Consider the following 22,631-nt stretch of genomic DNA (forward strand, 5'->3'; position numbering starts at 1 on the left):
GTGGATCTTTGGCAACAATGCCTCCATCATCTCGAAAGAAAACTTCCTGCTCAACAGTTCAACACTTGGATCCGTCCTCTACAAGCAGAAGAAAGCACCACAAAAATCAGGTTGCTAGCACCGAATACTTTTGTGCTCGATTGGGTACGTAATCACTACATTAAGATCATCAACAGTTACCTTGATGAAATATGCAAGGATGAGCGTCCAATAGTTGAAATTATAATTGGCACTAGAAAAAAACCTACCCAATTACCTGATAGATCTGTAAAAAAACAAGCCACCATTGAAAGAAGCGACAAGCTAGAATCTGTATCTGCAATCGAATCAAATCTAAATCGCAGCTTTACATTTGAATCTTTTGTTGAAGGAAAATCGAATCAACTTGCTCGTGCTGCGTCCATGCAGATTGCCTCTAATCCTGGAAAAGCATATAACCCTCTCTTTATATATGGAGGTGTAGGCCTGGGAAAAACACATTTGATGCATGCGGTTGGTAACGCTATCCTCTCTGAAAATCCTAATGCTAAGGTCCTATATCTTCACTCTGAACGATTTGTCGCTGATATGGTTAGAGCCCTTCAGCACAATAAGATTGATGAATTCAAAAAAAGATATCGGTCAGTAAATGCGCTTCTGATTGATGATATCCAGTTCTTTGCCGGTAAAGAGAGATCACAAGAAGAATTTTTTCATACATTTAACGCACTTTTTGAATCCCAACAACAAATTATTCTTTCTAGTGACCGTTTTCCAAAAGAAGTCAAAGGATTGGAAGAGCGTCTTAAATCCAGGTTTGGTTGGGGGCTGACAGTCGCAATCGAACCGCCAGATCTTGAAACAAGGGTCGCTATACTTAAGAGTAAAGCCTTACAGTTAAATGTAGAGCTGGGGGACGAAGTTGCCTTTTTTATTGGCAAGAAGATTCGCTCAAACATCCGTGAATTAGAAGGAGCATTGCGAAGAGTTGTAGCAAATTCAACTTTTACAGGGAAAGAAATAAGTATTGAGTTTTCAAAAAACGCACTTCGAGACATGCTTGCGGCACAAGCTAAACAAGTAACTATCGAAAACATTCAAAAAACGGTATGTGAATATTTTCAAATCCGGACCTCAGATTTACTTTCTGCAAAACGAAGTCGTTCAATTGCCCGGCCACGCCAAATTGCAATGACATTAGCAAAAGAACTTACAAACCATAGTCTCCCGGAGATAGGATCTGCATTCGGCGGGCGAGATCATACAACAGTTATACATGCAAATAAAAAAATAAATGAGTTACGTGATAGTGATCCAAGAATTGCTGAGGATTACTCTAACCTCTTAAGAACTCTTTCAAGTTAATATGGCAAAGTTCTAGAAAGATAAAATATTGGAAAATGTCCATAATTTATTGACAAAAAGCATGCTAACTCATAACAATTTTCAAAATTAGCAGGTAGAAAAACAAGTAAAACAATTACTTATAAAGCAATCTTACATGCTATCTACCTAATAATTAATTATATATTAGGCATCAATATGAGTATAAAAATGAAGCTACAAATCAATCGGGAACATCTACTTCTTCCACTCCAAAAAATTACTGGGGTTGTAGAAAAGAGGCAAACACTTCCAATCCTTGCAAATGTATTATTTCAAGCCAAGCATAATCAGTTGATCATGACAGCAACAGATCTAGAGATTGAAATGCGTACTTATTTAGATATCGACTGCAGTGATGAGTTTGAGTTCACTATACCGGCCCTAAAGCTACTAAGCATATGTAAATCTTTACCAGATGGTTCAACTTTAAATATTGAGGAAAAGAATGATAGGGTAAATATCTCTACAGGTAACAACAGATTTTCATTAAGTTTGTTACCAGCGAATGATTATCCATCGATCCAATCTTCATCAAGTAATATTTCCTTTGAAGTCCAACAAGGTATATTAAGGAAACTTATTGCAAATACGCAGTTTGCAATGGCACAACAAGATGTACGGTATTACCTAAATGGTCTTCTGCTAGAAATCAGTAATGGAATTATAAAAACTGTTGCAACAGATGGGCATCGTTTGGCCTTTAGTCAAATAAAGGCTATCGAAAATTATGAACTTAAAACGCAATTGATTATCCCACGAAAAGCAATTATTGAATTGTATCGTTTACTCGATGAATCAGAAAATACTATTCGATTTGAAGTCTCGTCGAATTATGTTCGTGTCCATTTGGATAGAACAATATTCACATCAAAGTTAATTGATGGCGTATTTCCTGACTATGAAAAAGTTATACCGAAAAATAATGAAAATAAACTTGTGATGGATAAATCTGAATTAAAGAAATCACTGCGGCGAGCATCGATTCTTTCTAATGAAAAGTATAAAGGGATAAAATTAGAGATAAAGGAGGACCGCGTTCAAATAATAGCTAATAATCCTGAACAAGAAGAAGCAAAAATTGAAATAGACCTTGATTATTCCGGAAAGGAATTAAACATCGGTTTAAATGTAAACTATCTGTTAGATGTTTTAAATGCAATAATTGAGTCTAACATTACTATTGAATTCAAAAATAAAGATAGCAGTATCCTAGTATATGGGGCTGAAAACCCAGATAGCAAATACGTCATAATGCCGATGAGAATATAGTATTTATCGCGCTGTCCGGTTTGTTTTCAGCGGTAGAAAGTAAAAGCGGTATTTTTCAAGCTAGTTGCCGTCTTTTTAATACGCTGCTTGTTTTATCCGTCGATCAGCGTGCTCGGGATTCAGCGAAACAGTGCCGATAGGTGAAAAATCCCTGTGTGTCCAGATTAACGCCACTGATGCTTCGCCTTGGCCTGAGCATATACTTGATCTGGTAATCCCTCTATTTTTAGCTGGTCTCAAGAGTAGAGGTTAGGCTACCAAGGCCAATTTCTGTTTTGGGGTGATGCCGCCTAAGGCCATATTCGGCCGCTTATGATTGTAGGTCCATAACCAGCGGGCCGCAAAATCCTGGTCTTCAGCCAATCATAACGCACTGTTCTATTGTAAGGTCCAATGTATCCATTTTGTTGCGGGTTAGCCGGTTGTATGTAGTCAAGACAGATGCCTCGCTTTTCAGTCCACGCCTGTAGGGTGCCACTGATGTATTCTGGTCGGATGGCCGCTGGTTGTGGCCACGCCACTCGATGATGTGCTCCAAGGCTCGGATCACGCGCCCGGGCCTGGCAATGAGAAATCCACCTCAATGCCCAATCCTTCCCGGTAGAAGTCATCAATCACATGGAACAACCGAAAGCTTCGACCGTCCGTGAGCTGGTCGTGCATGAAATCCATCGACCAAACAGTGTTGATCATTGTTGGTACCGCCAGTGGTTCCGGTTTCTCACGCACGATTCGCTTCTTTGGCTTGATTCGTAAATTCAGCTCCAGCTCACGGTAGATGCGGTACACTCGTTTGTGATTCCAGCCAAAGCTTTTGACGTCCGTAGATACAGGAAACACAAACTAAAACCCCAATTGCGCTGATTATAAGTAAGACGTATCAGCAATTCGCAATCTCGGCGTTCTCATCGGACAGCTTCGGTTGATAACGGTAGCATGTCTTGCTGATCGTGAAGGCGGTGGATACCAGACGCACATTGATCGAGCGTTCCGTCATGACGGTCTTTGCCATCTCGCGCCGACGAGATGGATTCACCACTTTTTTGCCAGTACTTCCTGGACAATCTCCGCCTTGAGCCGTTCCTCGGTATACATCTTCTTCAAACGCCGGTTCTTCTCTTCCAGTGCTTTCAATCGGGACATCATAGAGGCATCCATACCACCGTACTTCGAACGCCATTTGTAGAAGGCAGCGCTACTCATGCTGTGCTCCGCTCAGTTTACTGAGAAAATTCTACTTTTGAGCGCAACTGTTTTTCGGGGGAGTTACCGGAGCTTTCGGGCACTCGATCCCACTGCTTCGTCGACCCATCCCAGCAGTTGCGCCGCTTCGGGTACGAAGTCACTCGGCCTCGTTGTCCTCCCAGAGGGCATCCAGCTTTTCTCGCAGCACCAATACGCTGCCCTTTTAGCCAGGTCCTTCTCCTTGCGTCTGAGATCCCGTTCGAGTGTTTGATTCGCTGCTTGTCCCGCTTCGCCTCACGCTGCCTCTGCTTCCCCGTCGACTGAGTACCTTGTAGACAGGCTTCTTTCCTTCGTCTTATCTGCTCAGGGTAGGGCACTTTGCTGCGACAATATCCACTGACTTCCGGCTCGATCGTTGAGGTGGTCTCTACCACTGCGCCAATTTTGCCTCCGGTGATCACGCTTCTGTCCGTTTTTCGATGCCTGGCACTGGAGCTCTTCGTTCTTTGGCTTGCTTTCGCCAATTGTATAGTGACGGTTCTGAAATTCCCTCTTCCTTTGCCACCTCCGACACGAGATGGCCGTTCGACGGCAATAACTTCCGCATTACCGATGCTATATGTTCTTCTGAGCAATCAGGAATTTGCTCCTCTTTCTGGCCCTTGTCTGCTCTCATTGCCCCATCACGGGGAGGTGACAACTATCCTGATACAGAGGGGGGTATCCCCATGCAAAGCGTGCCACCGAGGCCATGGGTGAGATGGGCTTTCTACTCGTGTTCAAGAGCGTGTTGCGCCATGATCACTGGGCAGATTATTGCTCCTGCAAAATCTGCATTTCCACAATGAATGATGGTCAAGTCGTACTACCATAAGAATGCATCCATGCCCTGTGCAATGCCCATCACCTCTGTAAGCTTGCGAGGGCCTTGAGACAAGATCACCAGCAGTGGGCAAAGGATATAACCAATATCAGAATAGCGGTACAGGGTGCTGGTGGTCAGTTAACATCAAATATGTCCGAACTATGGTGCCAGCGATATCGAAAACCAATTGAAAAGCAGTGGTTGAATGTCCGCCGTCCGCTGAAAAAGGCAACGAAAAGGGAAATGTGGCAGGTTCAAATGATCAAAAGCCAGAAACTTACTGGAGCGATTACGAGACTTCGAGCAAGATGTCCTGTGCTTCATGGATGCGGAGAAAGTTCTCTTTACCGATAATCAAGGTAAAAACGATCTGGTATGGCAAAGGTGCAGCGGAAGCTCTCCAATTGTTTGAGATTCATGGAAGGGACAAAAATCTTTTGTCGAGTTCGAAGTTACCTGTCAACTTACTGAAAGTAGGGCATGACGGCCACACAAACACTGATGCTGCATTTTCAGGAGAAGAACCCACAGCTCAGGAAGCTGAATGAGGCTAATGTAGCCGACCCTGACAGAATGGGCTGAATAATTACATTCATGGTCCCGTTTGTACTATGGGCTGGAGCACATCAGCGGCGTAGGCCATACTGGTTTGGGCTGAGAAATGCGGCATCCGTCTGGACTACACTCGCTCGGCAGGTCGCCGTAAAATCCATAAACGGAACGCTAAACCGAACGGTGGCCATGATTGGTTGGTCCGATATTTGTTTGGCGCCATTGCTGAGGTTAAGGGTTTTGCGACCGCTGGTTGTGGACCTGCAATCATGAGTGCTCGAGCACGGCCTTTGGTGGTATAACACTAAAATAGAAATTAGCCTTGGCGATCCAACCGCTGCCATACCCTCTCATATAGGAAAAAGTTTATCCACTTTGCACGCCACTCAAATCCATGGAGCACGGGCGTTCTTTGCGCTGCTAAAGCAATAGTAGAAAAGACCGAAGCTAAAATCCTGCAATGTTTCACGTGGAACAGTAAGTACAGGTAAAGTCTTTTTGAATATATTAGAATCGCTGAATAGGGCCTAGCTTCTTGGATGCCCCCGATTCAGTGAAAGCCATCCGAGCCTGAGGCATATTTGGGAACGCCCTCAAATGGCTCGATGTGAGCGCCTTGGGTGCAATATTGAGTTTCAATGGGTCCCGATGCCCATCATTTTTCTTGATGGCGGAGGTGTTTTCTTAGCATCATTTCACCCAGCTCCGCTGTTGAGCAAAGGCTCCACGAGCCCAGACACAGAAATGTCCTCCACTGAAATCTTGCTGTCTGCCTTGGAGCTTATGGGTTATCGCGATCGCACTCTGTAGATGGCGCCCGGAGCCAGGAGGATTTCAGCGAGGGAAGACCGTTGGTGCCGATAAGAAAGCCTCCAGACTTGGGCGCAACTATATCGCCCTGTTTCACGACTTGGGGATTATAAGTCTGTGAGCGGTGCGGCTACAAAACCGTCGAGCGTTTCACTGAAGACCTAAAGATCCATCAAGGTGGTCCGCACGATCCTGGCGCCTGCTCCGATATATCCAAAGCCTTTATCAAGGGCGCCAGCACCTATCTGCCCAACGCTGAACTGAGCTTTGATCGCTTTCACATTGTTCAGCTAGCCAACAAGGCTAAGGCTGTCGATGAAGGCAGGTGGAATAGGTCAAAGAGGCGCTATGTGAAATTCTCTCTACCCTGCTGATGCTCGACAATGCCAACAAGAATGCTCATGAAGTGGCAGAGCTGGGCACGTCGATGCCGGGTTCCCCAGATAAAGAAGATGGTGGCCACTATCAAGGCGTACCTCTCCGGTATCCTCAATGGATCCACAGTGCAACTGAGTAATGGATGTGTGGAGGCACCAACTCGCTGATTTAGGCCGTCAAAGCGAGAGCTAGAGGTTACTGGGCCTCCCGTAGCCTGATTGCGATAGCTTACCTGATTGCCGGAAAGCTCAGCCATCTACCTGCATCCCCCTTTACGAGGCCGAGCTTATGCTGAGCAGGTGCCCACACAATCCTGGAAAGAGCCTAAAGTATTGTTACAGATACTGCATGGGGAGGTGGCGGAATGGGTATGCAAGTTGGTGCGTGATACTTGTGAGACATTTGAGATGTGCATTGTGCGAGGGGTGGTGAGTAAAGGCCATGCCCACATATTGGTGAGCGAACTGCTGAGTCTTGTGCCGGGAGAATTATAAGGTGCACCAAGGGACGAACGTCTGAAGAGTTTTCCTATTTAAAGAAACGGTGCTGGGGAAGGCATTTTGGGCGAAGAAATACTTCTGTGCCACGGCCCGGCAGATGACCGAAGAATTGATCAAGGAGTGTTTGGATCATCATTTTGAGCCGAATTCTAGCGATATTTTTCGGATGGAGCCCGACTAGACGCATCGTTCAGTCGACGCGAATCCGTACCTTTAGTCCGTAACCCAAATCCTCCTGCCTTGGCCGGTGGCTGTTTAGTGATGAAGACGGGTATTCCCGGCGAATCAACAGTCGACTAATAACCATGAGCGATCAAGTATAACTCTTATCGAATCCCCCATAACCTCTTGTTTTAAAGATAAAAATAACCGCTCTTTTGCCTGTCTTAACGTTAGCAAATTTGTGTAGATCGCTGCGCGATAGCGCAGTACCACCAGCGGTGTGGGAGCCTCCTTGCAGACAGCGCATTGAGATAGAAGCTAGCCCTCACGGTTAGGCTCCATTTCTAATCTGCGTAATAAATGGGGGATTACTAATGTGTTTTGTCGTAAACTGTCTAAACTTAGATACTGGCGCTCCGTTCCAGGCACATCTTACGTTTCAGCGTCCCACCCATAAGCCAAGGCGTCCCGAAGGAAGTACCCTTGGGGTGTAGGCGCGGTCCGTAAGGAATGCTGTGCCCTCTCCAAGAGGCCGCAACGCCGCCTTGCTCATGGGCGGGACTCGCTAGGTGCGTCTAAGCGCGCTGTGAAATGTAAGGTGTGTTTGGGACGAAGTAGTAGTTTGTATTGGTAAAAAAGTCTACATGCCCATCATAACTCGAGTGCTTTTATTCAGTTTTTCAATTAGTTGAATGGGGTTCTTTTCTAATGTCCTACGGTTCGTCAAATATTAAAGTTCTTAAAGGCTTGGATGCCGTTCGCAAGCGTCCGGGAATGTATATTGGAGATACTGACGACGGGACAGGGCTTCATCATATGGTGTTCGAGGTTGTGGACAACTCAATTGATGAGGTACTTGCTGGTTATTGTGATGAGATTAAAGTAGTAATCCACTCTGATCAGTCTGTGAGTGTCTCAGATAACGGGAGAGGAATTCCTGTAGATATTCACCTAGAGGAAAATCGCTCGGCAGCAGAAGTGATAATGACGGTTCTGCATGCTGGTGGAAAATTCGATGATAACTCTTATAAGGTTTCTGGCGGGCTTCATGGCGTTGGGATATCAGTGGTTAATGCCCTTTCAGATTCGTTAGTACTTACAATTAAACGCCAAGGAAAAGTCTGGCAACAAGAATATTCTCGTGGTGAGCCTGTGTTCCCACTTAAGTCAATCGGGGATACAGAAAAAACAGGAACTACGGTTTGCTTTAAGCCAGCAAAAGAAACGTTCTCAAATATTGAATTCCATTACGATATCCTTGCAAAGCGGTTGCGAGAATTGTCATTCCTGAATTCAGGAGCGCGCATCATTCTGCGTGAGGAGTCGTCTGGAAAAGAGGATGTTTTTGAGTACAAGGGCGGCATTCTAGCTTTTGTTGAACACCTCAATAGAAATAAAACACCGATTCATAAGAAAGTATTCCACTTTTCAACTGATAAGAATGATGTTGGTGTTGAAGTGGCGCTACAGTGGAATGAGTCTTATCAGGAAAATATTTTCTGCTACACAAACAATATTCCTCAACGAGATGGTGGTAGTCACCTTGCGGGATTTAGAGCAGCGCTGACAAGAACGCTTAATCAATACATTGAGAAAGAAGGCGTCCTGAAAAAACATAAAGTAAATACATCTGGAGATGACGCAAGGGAAGGCTTGACAGCAGTTCTATCAGTTAAAGTGCCTGATCCAAAGTTTTCATCTCAGACGAAAGATAAATTAGTTTCATCTGAGGTTAAAGCGATTGTAGAAGGGGTGGTGACTGAATATTTGAATGAATTTCTGCTTGAAAATCCATCTGATGCAAAGGTAATTGTTGGGAAGATGGTGGAAGCTGCCAGGGCTAGAGAGGCAGCGCGGAAGGCGCGGGAGATGACACGCCGCAAGGGTGTCTTAGATATTGCAGGACTTCCTGGAAAGCTTGCTGATTGTCAGGAAAAAGATCCAGCTCAATCAGAACTATATTTGGTTGAGGGTGATTCAGCAGGAGGATCGGCCAAACAGGGTAGGGATCGCAGATATCAGGCAATACTCCCACTTAAAGGCAAGATATTGAATGTCGAGAAGGCTCGTTTTGACAAAATGCTGTCCTCAGCGGAAGTGGGTACCTTGATCACCGCGCTTGGGTGTGGAATTGGGAGAGAAGAGTTTAATCCAGATAAATTACGTTACCATCGTGTGATCATTATGACCGATGCTGATGTTGATGGCGCTCATATCCGCACACTGTTATTGACCTTCTTTTACAGGCAAATGCCTGAATTAATCGAACGTGGCCATATTTATATCGCTCAGCCTCCGCTATTCAAGATAAAAAAAGGCAAACAAGAGCAATATCTGAAAGATGAATCTGACCTCAATAGCTATTTTTTGCAAACTGCGCTTGAGAATTCGGCGATATATGTCACAGCTGATGCACCTCCACTAAGTGGAAGTGCATTGGAAGATTTGTGTCAGTCCTATCTGGTTGTTAAATCGACTATAGATAGATTGTCTCGACGCTATGACGAAGAATTGTTGGAAAAGCTCATCTACGTTCGAAGACTTGATGCATCGTTAGTTGAAAACCAAGAGGCAATGGATGGCTGGTTGGCCGATCTATTGCCTATGCTCAACAGTGATCTCGGTATCTCTGAATCCTGCGAGCTGAAGTGGTTAAACGAATCGGAGACAGGGACTGGAGAAGCAGGGCTGCTGGTTGAACGAAAAGTTCATGGCATATCAACGGATAAGTTTATTCCAGCCGATTTTTTTGCTACGGTTGAATACCGAAATATTATTGAATTGGGTGAAAAACTATCAGGATTGCTTGATGACGATGCGTTTGTTCAAAGGGGCGAGAAAAAACATCCGATCAGTAGTTTTCGGCAGGCACTTGAATGGTTGATGGAGGAGGCAAAGCGTGGCCAGCATGTCCAGCGCTACAAAGGCCTTGGTGAGATGAATCCCGAACAGTTGTGGGAGACGACAATGAATCGAGAATCAAGACGTCTTCTGCTGGTGAATATTGAAGATGTTGTTGCTTCAGATGAGGTGTTTACTACCCTGATGGGCGATCAGGTTGAACCTAGAAGAGAGTTTATTGAGGCGCATGCACTCTCGGTTGAAAATCTTGATGTCTGAATGTAGTGGGAGTAGTGACTAAAAAGCGAGTATCTACTGACCGCTAGTACGCTGGGGTAGTAGATCTATAGTAGATTCAATCCACTCTTCGACTTCGGAATTGATCTCCGTGGCGCTTTTACCCTGTGTTTTGATGGCAGAACCAATCCTGACATCGATGACACCTGGATATTTATTAATGCCTCTACGGGCCCAGAACTGGCCCGCATTGTGTGCAATAGGAACCACCGGATAGCCGCTCTTCTCGGCAAGAATGGAACCGCCGATGCCGTATCGCTTTTTTTCACCGGGTGCGACGCGTGTCCCTTCAGGGAAGATGATGATGCTAAGCCCCGCATCAAGGCGATTTATCCCCTCTTTGACGATCTGCACGACCGCTTTGCGGCCTGACTTACGATCGATAGCGATTGCCCTGAAGGCACGTAGAGCCCACCCAAAAAATGGAACTGAAAGCAGCTCTTTCTTGACCACCCACGCCACTGGGCGGTTAAGAATATGTATCAGTGCAATGGTCTCCCAAGTCGATTGATGTTTTGCCAAGGCTATGAAGCTGCCCTTCGGCAGATTTTCAAGCCCTTCAACGCGGTAGTTGAGACCGCAAATCACCTTGAGAGCGAAGAGATTTGTGCGACTCCACGCCCCATCAATGTGGAAGCGACTTTTCTCGGGAATTAGCCAGATGAAGGTGCTTGCAATGAGCGCAAAGAAGATCGTGTTGAGCACAAATGCCAAGAAAAAGAGGGAGGAGCGTAGGAAAGTCATAGGATTTGGAGATTATTAACCGTTGATAATCGCCTTTGCGGCTTCAAAAAGATTGGAATAGATCTCGATATCAGTGAGGCGTGAAGCATGGGCATCCAGAGTGCGCTTGCCCTTGCCGGTGAGTACCAGAATAGGGCGTGCGGCAACATCCAATGCCGCCTCCAAATCCCGGAAAGAGTCACCGATCACCGGAACGCCTTCCAGTGATTGCTGAGTACGATCGGCGATCTGCTGATAAAGACCTGATTTGGGCTTTCTGCAATCACAGTCATCATCTGGCCCATGGGGACAGAAAAATATCCCCTCGATCTGGCCGCCGTGCTTTTCCAACTCCTGATGCAACTTGTGATGCATCGAGTTGAGGGCGTTGATGTCAAACATGCCGCGGGCGAGGCCGGATTGGTTGGTTGCAATGAAGATCCGGAAGCCCGCATGGTTCAGACGTGCAATCGCCTCTAGGCTACCAGGAATCGGAATCCACTCCTCCGGTCCCTTAACAAACTCAGCGGAATCCTGGTTGATGACCCCGTCACGGTCGAGGATGACAAACTTCATCCATCCATATCCCGAAATTCTGAGACCCGGATATGGCCGTTGACCATTCGCGACTCCCGCTTCATCAGTTTCTCCATCTTGTTCCAGAAGGCGGCATTCAAATCAAAATCGGCGGCGATGCCGGTACCCATCACAAGGATTAGCAGATCAGCCACCTCTTCAGCCAGCAGCTCAACTCGTTTGCCTTTGGTGACACAGGAGGAGATCTCACCCAGCTCCTCCGCCATCAGGGCGACCCTATATTTAAGCTCTTCGCCACCGGTGTTCTTGAAGTCATGTTTGTCATGAAATGCCTGAACAGCGGCCATCATCTCCTGCCAGGAGTCACGTTGTGAAGACATATGATTTAGACCCTCAGCTGTGTCTCAGCATGGAGATATCGGCGACCTTGAGAAACAGATTGCTCAACCCCTTCAGCAGTGCCAGCCGATTGTTTCGGATATCTGCCTGATCGGCCATTACCAGCACCTGATCAAAAAAACGATCGACCGGTTGGCGCAGCTCAGCCAGCCCCATCAAAGTGCCCTGATAGTCAGCAGATTCGATCATCGGCGAGACACGTAGCTTCATCGCCTGAAGCTGGTCATTCAATTCGCGCTCCTCAGGTTGTTTCAGGAGCTGCGTGTTGACATGTTCTTGAACCTCGCCATCGACCTTCTTTAACAGATTCTGGATGCGCTTGTTGGCCGCAGCAAGTGCTTCGGATTCATCCAGATCCCGAAACGCCTTTACAGCCTCAAGTCGACGATAGAAATCGGCAATACTCTTCGGCCGGATCGAGGCAACGGCCTGGAACTGATCGCTGCTGATACCCTGTTCCAAACAGACGCCTTTGAGACGCTCGATGATGAAATCGTAGACCAGCACAATAGTGTCATTTTGCTCGATCTTGTCAGCCAGCAACTCCGCAGAGTTGGCGATGAGATCAGGGAGGTTTACGCTAAGTGAGTGCTCACTCATGATGCGAATCGCACCGAGCGCGGCACGTCGCAGGGCAAACGGATCCTTGTCTCCGGTGGGTTTCATGCCAATACCAAAGATACCGACCAGGGTGTCAATGCGCTCAGCCAGTGCGATGGCGATGCCAGTCTGGCTTTGCGGCAGTTGGTCGCCGGAGAAGCGCGGCATGTAGAACTCATCCATCGCCTGAGCGAGCTCGGCATCTTCACCATCTCGCTGTGCCTGATAGCGTCCCATGATGCCCTGCATCTCCGGGAACTCATAGACCATCTCGGTCATCAGGTCGCAGCGACTCAACAGTCCGGCGCGTCTTACCCGCTCCTGATCAGCGCCAATCTGTTCGGCGATATAGATGGCCAAGTCGGCGACTCGTTCCGATTTGTCGGCCATGCTGCCGAGCTTCCGTTGGAACACCACATGCTTGAGCGATTCACGGTGATCCTCCAGCCGCTTCTTGCTATCCTGCTGCCAGAAAAACATGGCGTCGGCAAGACGCGGGCGCACCACGCGCTCGTTGCCCTCTTTGATCAGCTCGGGCTTGGGGCTATCGATATTGGCGATGGTAATGAAGTGGTTCAGCAGGCGTTGCTCGCTATCGAACAGCGGGAAATACTTCTGGTTCTTCTTCATGGTCAGAACCAGCGCTTCGTGAGGCACCTCCAGAAAGCGCTCCTCGAAGCTACCGGCAATCGGCACCGGCCACTCATTAAGAGCCGTCACCTCATCTAGCAGCGCCTCGTCCAGGTCGGCGATGCCGCCTAGGGCCTGGGCTGTCTGCACAACATGGGAGCGAATCTGCTCCTGGCGACGGGCGAAATCAGCAATCACATAGCCGGTGGTCTCCAGTTTGTCTGCGTACTCGGCCGGTGAGTTGATCTCGATCGCGGCCGGATGGTGAAAACGGTGGCCGTAGGTAAACCGGTCGGCCTCAGCTTCGAGGAGAGTGCAGGGCACCACCTCATTGCCGAGCAGGAACAGCAGCCAGTGAACAGGCCGGACAAACTGCGCCTCCGAGGCACCCCAGCGCATGCGCTTTGGGATCGGCAGACGGGCGAGGGCAGTTTCGGCGATCTCCGGTAGTAGGTTCCGGGTTGACTTGCCCGTCTCTTTTAACTGGTAGCAGAGCCATTCACCCTTGTCGCTTTTCTGACGTTGCAGCTGATCAACTGTGGTACCGACCGAACGGGCAAAGCCCTCAGCAGCCTTGGTGGGGTTGCCATCCGCATCGAAGGCGGCCTTAACGGCCGGGCCGCGTCGCTCGATGGTTCGATCTGCCTGGCGACTGGCGCAGTCGCTGATTCTGACAGCCAGACGACGTGGTGCAGCGAAGCTCTCCACCTTGCCATGGGCGAGCCCGGCACGTTTCAGTCCTGCAACAAACTCCTGGGTCAGGGCATCAGAGAGGCGCTTAAGTGCCAGCGGTGGTAGCTCCTCGGTGCCGAGTTCAAATAGCAGATCGACTCGTTCAGCCATTGGCCACCTCCGCATCGGTGTTGAGCATGGGAAAGCCCAGCTTCTCGCGGGCATCGTAGTAGGCTTTGGCAACCGCCCGCGACAACGCACGGACCTTGAGGATGTAGCTCTGGCGCTCAGTGACCGAGATGGCGTGGCGCGCGTCGAGCAGGTTGAAGGCATGGGAGGCCTTCAGTACCTGTTCGTAGGCAGGCAGTGGCAGGCCGAGCTCGATCAGTTTATTGGACGCCTTCTCACACTGATCGAAATAGCCGAAGAGAAAATCGACATCTGCATGTTCGAAGTTGTAGGCAGACTGTTCGACCTCGTTCTGGTGAAACACATCACCATAGGTGACCGGGCCATGCGGACCATGGGTCCAGACCAGATCGAAGACGCTCTCCACTCCCTGGATATACATTGCAATGCGCTCCAGGCCATAGGTGATCTCACCGGTGACCGGGCGGCAATCGAGCCCGCCAACCTGCTGAAAATAGGTGAACTGGGTCACCTCCATGCCATTCAGCCAGACCTCCCAGCCGAGACCCCAGGCACCTAGGGTAGGGGACTCCCAGTTGTCTTCAACGAAGCGGATATCATGCACCTTGGGGTCGATGCCGAGCATCTCGAGGGAACCCAGATAGAGCTCCTGGATGTTCATTGGCGAGGGTTTCATCGCCACCTGATACTGATAATAGTGCTGCAGCCGGTTGGGATTCTCACCATAGCGTCCGTCGGTGGGGCGGCGCGAAGGCTGCACGTAGGCGGCATTCCAGGGTTCGGGCCCGATTGAGCGCAGAAAGGTGGCGGTGTGGAAGGTGCCGGCGCCCATTTCCATGTCGTAGGGCTGCAGGATCACACAACCTTGCTTGGCCCAATAGGCTTGCAGGGCGAAGATCAGCCCCTGAAAGGTTGATAGATCGGGTTTGAGGTCGTCTGCCTGGTTCACGTCCAAGATCCTGTTTGATCAGAAAAAACTGAACAATTATAGCGGTCGCCCCGAGGCTTGGCTAACCGGATGCCCTGCGCCCTATGATCTCTTATAATGCGCGTTTTCTCTCATCTGCCAGGAGCACCATGACCGAGCCACGCAAAGCTGTCGCCCTGATCTCCGGCGGGCTCGACTCGCTACTCGCCGCTAAGGTGATCCAGTCCCAGGGGATCCATGTGGAGGGGATCAACTTCTTCACCGGATTCTGCGTCGAGGGCCACACCCATGCGATCCGCAAGCGCGACCAGCGCAAGCCGAAGCGCAACAATGCGCTCTGGGTGGCGGAGCAGTTGGGCATCAAGCTGCATATCGTCGACATCGTGGAGGAGTATAAGGAGGTGCTGTTCAACCCAGTGCATGGTTACGGCGCCAATCTCAATCCTTGCCTCGATTGCAAAATCTTCATGGTGAAAAAGGCGTTTGAGTGGATCCGCGCACGTGGTTTTGACTTCATCATCACCGGCGAGGTGATCGGCCAGCGGCCGATGTCGCAGCGTAAGGACACTATGCCGGTGGTGGCGGGTGAGTCGGGTGCCGAGGATCTGCTGCTACGCCCGCTCTGTGCCAAGAATTTGCCCGAGACCCTGCCGGAGCGCAAGGGCTGGGTCGATCGCGACAAGCTCTATGCATTCAGCGGCCGCAACCGCAAGCCGCAGATGGCCCTGGCCGAGTCGTTTGGCCTGACAGATTATGCGCAACCGGCTGGCGGCTGCTGCTTTCTTACCGATCAGCAGTACTCGAAAAAGTTGGCCGATCTCTGGCAGGCGCGCGGCAGCAAGCAGTATGAGATGGATGACATCATGCTGCTCAAGGTCGGTCGGCATCTGCGCCCGGCGCCGCACTTCAAGCTGATCATCGCTCGCGAAGAGGGCGAGGCGAAGTTTCTGCAGGGCTATCGAAAACAGTTCATCAGCCTCAAGACCACCAGCCACGGTGGGCCGCTGGCGCTGATCGACGGAGAGCCCAACGCGGACGAGATCGAGCTGGCGGCACGACTGGTGGCGCGTTACAGCCAGGGGCGGGATGCGGAGCTGGTCGATCTTGAGTTGACCGACCTCCAGGGCGAGACCCGCCAGCTCAGTGTCACGCCGATCAAGCCCCACGAGATCCCGCAGGAGTGGTTCATTTGAAGCTGGTAACCCTGGACGCACGGCGTCTGCTCTGCCCAATGCCGGTGATCCGGGTGCAGGATCGGGTCGAAACCCTGCAGCCGGGAACCGTGCTGGAGGTGGTCTGTACCGACCCCGGAGTGTTGAACGACATCCCCGCCTGGTGCCGGATCAACGGCCACGAGGTGGTGGAGACCCGCCAGCAGGGCGACGAATATATCGTGCGGATCCGGGTGGGTGGTGTGGAGCAGCCAGGTGGATAGTCGGGAACGGCAGCAACAGCAGCGCTATCGGGTGACCCAGCGGGCCACCCTTGTCGGCGCCGGGGTGAACCTGCTGTTGGCGGTAGTGAAGATTCTGTTTGGCGTGATCGGACACTCCCAGTCGCTGTTAGCTGATGGTCTGCATTCACTCTCCGATCTACTTTCGGATGGGCTGGTGCTGTTTGCTGCCTACCATGCCAAAGAGGCACCAGACGACGAGCATCCTTATGGCCACGGGCGCTTCGAAACGGCGGGAACTCTCGCCCTGGGATTGTTTCTGTTCCTGGTGGGTGCCGGGGTGATCTGGGATGCGGTGGAGCGGTTGTTTTCGCCAGAGGCACTGCTGGTACCCAGCATGACCACCCTGTGGGTTGCCGCCTTCTCCATCGTTGCCAACGAGGCTCTCTATTTCTATACCCAGCATCTGGCGAAGCAGATCCGCTCCGATCTGTTGCGCGCCAATGCCTGGCACCATCGCAGCGACTCGATCTCATCGGTGGTGGTGCTGGTCGGCATCGGCGGCACCCTGGTGGGGCTGCCCTATCTCGATGCCATCGCCGCGGTGCTGGTCGGCTTGATGATTTTGCACATCGGCTGGCAGCTGGTCTGGCAGTCGGTGCATGAGTTGGTCGACTCAGGTCTTGAAGAGCAGCGGGTAGAAGAGATCAAGCAGGTGATCACCTCAGTGGCCGGGGTCAAGGATGTACATATGTTACGCACCCGTAAGATGGGTGGTCACGCCTCGGCTGATGTGCATGTGCAGGTAGCCTCCTGGCTGAGTGTCTCTGAGGGACACAGGATCAGTGAAGTGGTGATGCAGCGGCTGCTTGAGTCGGTGGAGGAACTGGTGGATGTGACGGTGCACATCGATCCGGAGGATGACGAATCGACCGCTCCCTGTGGTCATCTACCATTACGCACCGAAGCGGAGCAACGTCTGCAGGCGCTATGGCAGGATCTGCCCTGTTTCGATCGACGCATGAGGCTCGTATTGCACTACATTTCCGGACGTATCGATGTGGATCTTTTCTTTCCGCTCGACTGCAGCAAGAGCGTATCGATAAGCGAGGAGTTGGCCGAGCGCTATCAGGCGCAGCTGCAAGAGGCCGAGCAGTTTGGGCGGGTACGGCTCTGGTTTGGTTAACGCACGATTTTTGTGCATGCAGGCGCGGATCCGCACAGTTTTTGTGCGTATTCTTGCGAAGAGTTACTGTTTGGTCGCGGCTAATGCGTGCAACCACTACCATTATGCGTTCGATCGCTCTATCATCTTCCGCTTGTTTATCAACAGTTTTTTGCGAATTGGCTCATACAGGAGCTGTAGCAATCAAAGGTTGATGGCACTGTTTTTGCCTAGTGAATGGCCCAGAGCGGCAGGGATCGATGGCATCCTTTCGCAGGAATTTCGTTGCTGGCGACAGGAGCCTCTGAATGAATCTGCTTCATCCAGATTCATTCAGAGGCTCTTGCAGCAGCAGATAGTCACCTAATAGATTTGGAGATAATGATGGCCTCTGAAGTCATGAAAATGATGAAAGACAACGAAGTAAAATTCGTTGATCTTCGCTTCACCGATACCCGCGGCAAGGAACAGCATGTCACTCTGCCTGCCCACGAGGTTGATGAGGAGATGTTTACCGACGGCAAGATGTTTGATGGCTCCTCCATCGCTGGCTGGAAGGGTATCAATGAGTCAGACATGATCCTGATGCCTGAGGCTGCCACTGCCGTGATGGACCCCTTCGCCGACGAGAACACCCTGATCGTACGCTGCGACATCCTCGAGCCTGCCACCATGCAGGGCTACGAGCGTGATCCCCGTTCCGTCGCCAAGCGCGCCGAGGCCTATCTGCAGTCCACCGGCATTGCCGACCAGGCTTTCTTCGGTCCCGAGCCAGAATTCTTCGTCCTCGACGACGTGCGCTGGAGTGCCGACATGAGCGGCTGCATGGTCAAGATCGACTCCGAAGAGGCGGAGTGGAACTCCGAGCGCGTCTATGAAGATGGCAACATCGGTCACCGTCCTGGCGTGAAGGGTGGTTACTTCCCGGTCCCTCCGGTTGACTCCCTGCACGACCTGCGTGGCGCCATGTGTCTGGCGATGGAAGAGATGGGGGTGCCGGTCGAGGTCCATCACCATGAGGTGGCGACTGGTGGTCAGTGTGAGATCGGCACCAAGTTCAGCACCTTGGTGGAGCGTGCTGACTGGGTGCAGATCCAGAAATACGCTACCTGGAACGTCGGTCACGCCTACGGCAAGACCGTGACCTTCATGCCCAAGCCGATCGTTGGTGACAACGGTTCCGGCATGCATGTGCACCAGTCCCTGGCGAAAGATGGCGAGAACATTTTCGCTGGTGACCAGTACGGCGGCCTCTCCGAGAGTGCGCTCTACTACATCGGCGGCATCATCAAGCATGCTCGTGCGCTGAACGCCTTCACTAATGCCTCCACCAACTCCTACAAGCGTCTGGTGCCGGGCTTCGAAGCCCCGGTAATGCTGGCCTACTCGGCCCGCAACCGCTCTGCTTCGATCCGTATCCCGTGGGTTTCCAGCCCGAAGGGTCGTCGCGTCGAGGTGCGTTTCCCCGATCCGACCGCCAACCCCTACCTGGCCTTCGCCGCCATGATGATGGCCGGCCTGGACGGCATCCAGAACAAGATCCACCCTGGCGACGCGATGGACAAGGATCTCTATGACCTGCCCGCAGAAGAGGCGGCGAATATCCCCACCGTCTGCCACAGTCTGGATCAGGCACTGGATGCACTGGATGCGGATCGTGAGTTCCTCACCGCTGGCGGCGTTTTCACCGATGATCTGATCGATGGCTACATCGAGCTGAAGATGGAAGAGGTGACTCGTCTGCGCATGACCACCCACCCGGTGGAATTCGACATGTACTACAGCCTCTAAGCAGGTATCGGCTCCCGTCAGGGAGCCTTGCCTGGTCGATTCCCGCCTAGTACAGGAATTGTGGAAAGCGCCTCCATTCGGGGGCGCTTTTTTAGTCTCTATCTGCTTGTTTTATCAACGAGTTGTGGTCTATTCTTTTGCATATGCGTACCCTTATCCTAATTCTTCTTATTGTTCTTGCCTTGCCGGCTGCAGCCAGGGATGTCTACCGCTGGGTCTCGGATGATGGAGTGATCCACTACTCCGACTTCGACGCGCCGGGGGCGGAGATGGTCACCATCAAAGGCACCCATTCAGATCAGTACAGCCCGATCGTTCAGACCAAGCTGGCGGAGTCAGAGAGCAAACAGGAGAAAGCGGAAGGCTACACCAGCTTTGAGATTGTCGAACGCGAGCAGGATGTCACGATTCGCAACAACGAGGGTGTGGTCGATGTGGGCCTGAGCCTCTCGCCGGCACTGCAGCAGGGGCACAGATTGGAGATCCTGATCGATGGTGCATTGCAGAAAGGAGGAGATGAGCTGAATCGGACTCAATTCAGGTTGATTGGCCTGAATCGCGGCACCCATACCCTTGAGGCGCATGTCGTCGATGCCGCGGGCAAGCGTTTGATCTCCGCTCAACAGATCAGCTTCCATCTGCGAAAAGCCTCTATTATCAAACCCTGACGTTCACTAGGGGTCCTCTGGCTGCACTTTTTTGGTGCGCATTATCTTGCGACGCGGACAGCCCCTGCCCTATGAAAAGGCGGGCACTCGTCGTAGCCTCAATTTTTTCAGAAACAAAGCCTTACTCAACGTCTTAAATCGTGACAGATGAGACAGTTCAGCAGACTGCACGCAGAAAAATGCCCTATGCTGCTGATTGGTTTGATTATTGCAAGCAATTAGCATGGCAGTTACACCAGACACAGAGACCATTGAGCAACGCATCGTTGAAAATCAACGTTCAGCTGTGTTGCTGTTTGACCGCGATTTCATCCTCAACTACATCAATCCCGCCGGGGAGATGTTGTTTGCGGTGAGTGCTCGCCAGCTGATCGGGCTGCGGGTCAGAGATCTGATCCGCTGCCCTGGAGCACTGGTTGAGTCACACCTCTCTCAAGTGGTGAAGAGCGGTCAGCCCTTTACCGAGCGGGAGTTGTCGTTGCCTCTCGCCGGAGGTAAAGAGGTGACGGTCGACTGCACCGTGATCCCGCTTCGCCAGGAGGGCGAGATCAAGGAGTTTCTGGTCGAGTTGCTGCAGGTTGATCGGCAATTGAGGATCAACCGTGAGGAGCAGCTGCTGTCACGCAACCAGGCCTCGCGTGCGCTGGTGCGGGGGCTCGCGCATGAGATAAAAAATCCCCTGGGCGGAGTGCGCGGTGCGGCGCAACTGCTGGAGCGGGAACTGGATGACCCTGAACTCAAGGAGTATACCCAGATCATCATCGGCGAGTCCGACCGCTTGCAGACCCTGGTTGACCGGATGCTCGGACCGAACCGTCTGCCGGATCGTAAGCCGGTCAACATCCACCAGGTGCTGGAACGAGTGGTCAGCCTGGTGCAGGTGGAAACGGGCAACGCCCTGACTATCAAAAAGGATTACGATCCAAGTATTCCCTCCCTGCTGGGGGATAGCGATCAGCTGATCCAGGCCTGTTTGAATATCGTGCGTAACGGTGTGCGGGCCGCTGGACCTAGCGGTGTGATAGGCCTGCGCACCCGGGTGATGCGCCACTTTACCATCGGCACCAAACACTACCGATTAGTGCTGCAGGTTGAGATCAGTGATAACGGCGGTGGCATCCCCAAGGAGATCCAGGAGCGGATCTTCTTCCCGATGGTTTCAGGCAGTAGCGATGGTATGGGCCTAGGGCTCTCCATCGCCCAGTCACTGATTAATCAGCATAAGGGCCTGATTGAATTCACTAGCCGTCCGGGTGAGACGGTGTTTACAATTTCTCTGCCTTTGGAGGGCAAACATGGCTGATTTCTGCCGGGTCTGGGTCATTGATGACGACCGGTCGATTCGCTGGGTGCTGGAGAAGACCCTGCAGAAGGCGCAGATGGAGGTGGTCTGCTTCGAGAGTGCCAATGGGGTGCTCGACTCACTGGAGCGGCAACAGCCGGATGTGATCGTCTCGGATATCCGTATGCCAGGTATGGATGGGCTGGAGCTGCTGGAGCGGATCAATCTACGCTTTCCGGAGTTGCCGGTGATCATCATGACCGCTCACTCTGACCTGGAGAGTGCAGTGTCGGCCTTCCATGGTGGCGCGTTCGAATATCTGCCAAAGCCCTTCGATGTGGATGAGGCCGTGGATCAGATCCGTCGCGCCTGCCGGCAGACCCAGAGTCAGACGAAACGCCAGGTTGATGTCATTGAGCCGAGTCCGGAGATCATTGGTGAGGCGCCGGCGATGCAGGAGGTGTTTCGTGCCATCGGCCGGCTGGCGCGTTCCAACATCACGGTGATGATCAATGGCGAGTCGGGCACCGGCAAGGAGCTGGTCGCCCGAGCCCTGCATCGCCACAGCCCGCGCGCCGAGGCCCCGTTCATCGCCCTCAACATGGCGGCGATCCCACGGGATCTGATGGAGTCGGAGCTGTTTGGCCACGAACGTGGCGCCTTCACCGGTGCGCAGAGCCGGCGCGAGGGGCGTTTCGAACAGACCGATGGCGGTACCCTGTTCCTGGATGAGATCGGTGATATGCCGGCTGAGCTGCAGACGCGGTTGCTGCGGGTGCTGGCAGATGGTGAATTCTATCGGGTCGGCGGCCATGAACCGGTGAAAGTGGATGTGCGCATCATTGCCGCCACCCATCAGAATCTCGAACAGCTAGTCAAAAAAGCACAGTTTCGGGAGGATTTATTTCATCGCCTCAATGTGATTAGAATTCATATCCCGGCCCTGCGCGAGCGTCGTGAGGACATCCCCCTGCTGATGCGCCACTTTCTCGGGCAGGCATCGGAGGAGCTGGCAGTCGAGACTAAGACGCTGCTGCCGGAAACCGAGCAGTTTCTCAGTCAACTAGAGTGGCCTGGCAATGTGCGCCAGTTGGAGAACACTGCGCGTTGGCTTACGGTAATGGCTGCCGGCAAGGAGATCCATGTAGAGGATCTGCCTCCAGAGTTGCTGCAGGAGGAGCGATCCTCGGCAGCCGCCGGAGACTGGCGTCAGCTGCTCCAGCTGTGGGCACGGGAGCGGCTGCAGGCGGGGGATAAAAATCTGCTTGACGAGGCACTTCCTGCGTTTGAGCGTGTGATGATCGAGAGCGCCCTGGAGCAGACCGCCGGGCGCCGCCAGGACGCGGCAAAATTGCTCGGCTGGGGACGCAATACCTTGACCCGCAAGATCAAAGAGCTGGGTCTCGAGTTAGACAGTTAAACGATTAGCGGGGTGGATGCGCGTCATCCCGAACAGATAAAGGGGGTTT

At 51.6% G+C, this 22,631-nt stretch carries 19 protein-coding genes and 1 pseudogene; 13 read left to right on the forward strand and 7 right to left on the reverse strand.

Annotated elements, in window-relative coordinates; all coding sequences use genetic code 11:
* A complete protein-coding gene (dnaA, locus tag L0Y14_RS00005) occupies positions 1-1,344 on the forward strand; it encodes a chromosomal replication initiator protein DnaA (RefSeq protein ID WP_005958812.1) in 1,344 nt (447 codons plus the stop codon).
* A gap of 189 nt (positions 1,345-1,533) precedes the next feature.
* The gene (gene dnaN / locus L0Y14_RS00010; protein WP_006474992.1) at positions 1,534-2,634 is read left to right on the forward strand and encodes a DNA polymerase III subunit beta; all 1,101 of its coding nucleotides are present in this window, start codon (positions 1,534-1,536) and stop codon (positions 2,632-2,634) included.
* Between the two features lie 249 nt (positions 2,635-2,883).
* Here the strand turns inward: dnaN and L0Y14_RS00015 are convergent.
* Positions 2,884-3,846, reverse strand: a pseudogene (locus tag L0Y14_RS00015) (IS3 family transposase); the annotation flags it as partial.
* Between the two features lie 430 nt (positions 3,847-4,276).
* Positions 4,277-4,495: a transposase gene (locus L0Y14_RS16555; RefSeq protein ID WP_081417679.1), complete on the reverse strand. Its 219-nt coding sequence runs from the start codon at positions 4,493-4,495 to the stop codon at positions 4,277-4,279.
* 386 nt (positions 4,496-4,881) lie between these two features.
* Between L0Y14_RS16555 and L0Y14_RS00020 the strand changes: the two genes are divergently transcribed.
* The 4 genes from L0Y14_RS00020 (at position 4,882) to gyrB (ending at position 10,206) form a co-directional block, all read left to right on the forward strand.
* Positions 4,882-5,232 carry a yippee-like protein gene (locus tag L0Y14_RS00020; protein WP_138921860.1) on the forward strand — a complete coding sequence of 117 codons (351 nt, stop codon included), beginning with the start codon at positions 4,882-4,884 and terminating at the stop codon, positions 5,230-5,232.
* Between the two features lie 981 nt (positions 5,233-6,213).
* Entirely contained in the window at positions 6,214-6,420 is a 207-nt protein-coding gene (locus L0Y14_RS16560; protein ID WP_081417681.1) for a transposase, read from the forward strand.
* Between the two features lie 27 nt (positions 6,421-6,447).
* Positions 6,448-6,591: a transposase gene (locus tag L0Y14_RS16565; RefSeq protein ID WP_420886999.1), complete on the forward strand. Its 144-nt coding sequence runs from the start codon at positions 6,448-6,450 to the stop codon at positions 6,589-6,591.
* Between the two features lie 1,203 nt (positions 6,592-7,794).
* Positions 7,795-10,206, forward strand: coding sequence for a DNA topoisomerase (ATP-hydrolyzing) subunit B (gene gyrB / locus L0Y14_RS00025; RefSeq protein ID WP_005958805.1), 2,412 nt, complete (start codon positions 7,795-7,797; stop codon positions 10,204-10,206).
* Between the two features lie 33 nt (positions 10,207-10,239).
* On the opposite strand, the gene L0Y14_RS00030 is transcribed toward gyrB, so the two are convergent.
* The 5 genes from L0Y14_RS00030 to glyQ are packed head-to-tail and all read right to left on the reverse strand — an operon-like array spanning position 10,240 to position 14,884.
* On the reverse strand, positions 10,240-10,968 hold the full coding sequence (locus L0Y14_RS00030; RefSeq protein ID WP_005958803.1) for a lysophospholipid acyltransferase family protein: 729 nt from the start codon (positions 10,966-10,968) through the stop codon (positions 10,240-10,242).
* A gap of 15 nt (positions 10,969-10,983) precedes the next feature.
* On the reverse strand, positions 10,984-11,523 hold the full coding sequence (gmhB, locus tag L0Y14_RS00035) for a D-glycero-beta-D-manno-heptose 1,7-bisphosphate 7-phosphatase (protein WP_005958801.1): 540 nt from the start codon (positions 11,521-11,523) through the stop codon (positions 10,984-10,986).
* Complete coding sequence (locus L0Y14_RS00040; protein WP_005958799.1) at positions 11,520-11,864, reverse strand: nucleoside triphosphate pyrophosphohydrolase family protein; 345 nt, start codon at positions 11,862-11,864, stop codon at positions 11,520-11,522. The genes gmhB and L0Y14_RS00040 overlap by 4 nt, the downstream gene beginning before the upstream one ends.
* Before the next feature lie 13 nt (positions 11,865-11,877).
* A complete protein-coding gene (gene glyS, locus L0Y14_RS00045) occupies positions 11,878-13,956 on the reverse strand; it encodes a glycine--tRNA ligase subunit beta (RefSeq protein ID WP_006474981.1) in 2,079 nt (692 codons plus the stop codon).
* Positions 13,949-14,884: a glycine--tRNA ligase subunit alpha gene (gene glyQ / locus L0Y14_RS00050; RefSeq protein WP_005958795.1), complete on the reverse strand. Its 936-nt coding sequence runs from the start codon at positions 14,882-14,884 to the stop codon at positions 13,949-13,951. Before glyQ ends, glyS begins: the two co-directional genes overlap by 8 nt.
* A 128-nt stretch (positions 14,885-15,012) precedes the next feature.
* Between glyQ and L0Y14_RS00055 the strand changes: the two genes are divergently transcribed.
* The 7 genes from L0Y14_RS00055 (at position 15,013) to ntrC (ending at position 22,582) form a co-directional block, all read left to right on the forward strand.
* The gene (locus L0Y14_RS00055) at positions 15,013-16,056 is read left to right on the forward strand and encodes a tRNA (5-methylaminomethyl-2-thiouridylate)-methyltransferase (RefSeq protein ID WP_006474980.1); all 1,044 of its coding nucleotides are present in this window, start codon (positions 15,013-15,015) and stop codon (positions 16,054-16,056) included.
* Positions 16,044-16,298, forward strand: a complete 255-nt coding sequence (locus L0Y14_RS00060; RefSeq protein ID WP_005958791.1) for a sulfurtransferase TusA family protein — start codon at positions 16,044-16,046, stop codon at positions 16,296-16,298. Before L0Y14_RS00055 ends, L0Y14_RS00060 begins: the two co-directional genes overlap by 13 nt.
* A complete protein-coding gene (locus tag L0Y14_RS00065; protein WP_006474978.1) occupies positions 16,291-17,442 on the forward strand; it encodes a cation diffusion facilitator family transporter in 1,152 nt (383 codons plus the stop codon). Before L0Y14_RS00060 ends, L0Y14_RS00065 begins: the two co-directional genes overlap by 8 nt.
* A 363-nt stretch (positions 17,443-17,805) precedes the next feature.
* Positions 17,806-19,212 (forward strand): glutamate--ammonia ligase, encoded by a 1,407-nt coding sequence (gene glnA / locus L0Y14_RS00070; RefSeq protein WP_006474977.1) that lies wholly within the window; start codon positions 17,806-17,808, stop codon positions 19,210-19,212.
* Between the two features lie 182 nt (positions 19,213-19,394).
* Entirely contained in the window at positions 19,395-19,880 is a 486-nt protein-coding gene (locus tag L0Y14_RS00075; RefSeq protein WP_040819667.1) for a DUF4124 domain-containing protein, read from the forward strand.
* Positions 19,881-20,103: 223 nt separating this feature from the next.
* Positions 20,104-21,183 (forward strand): nitrogen regulation protein NR(II), encoded by a 1,080-nt coding sequence (gene glnL / locus L0Y14_RS00080; protein ID WP_006474975.1) that lies wholly within the window; start codon positions 20,104-20,106, stop codon positions 21,181-21,183.
* Positions 21,176-22,582 (forward strand): nitrogen regulation protein NR(I), encoded by a 1,407-nt coding sequence (ntrC, locus tag L0Y14_RS00085; RefSeq protein ID WP_006474974.1) that lies wholly within the window; start codon positions 21,176-21,178, stop codon positions 22,580-22,582. Before glnL ends, ntrC begins: the two co-directional genes overlap by 8 nt.
* The last annotated feature ends 49 nt before the right edge of the window (positions 22,583-22,631 follow it).

Origin of the sequence: Candidatus Endoriftia persephonae, assembly GCF_023733635.1 — a bacterium.
In the GTDB taxonomy this organism is placed as follows: Bacteria; Pseudomonadota; Gammaproteobacteria; order Chromatiales; family Chromatiaceae; genus Endoriftia; species Endoriftia persephonae.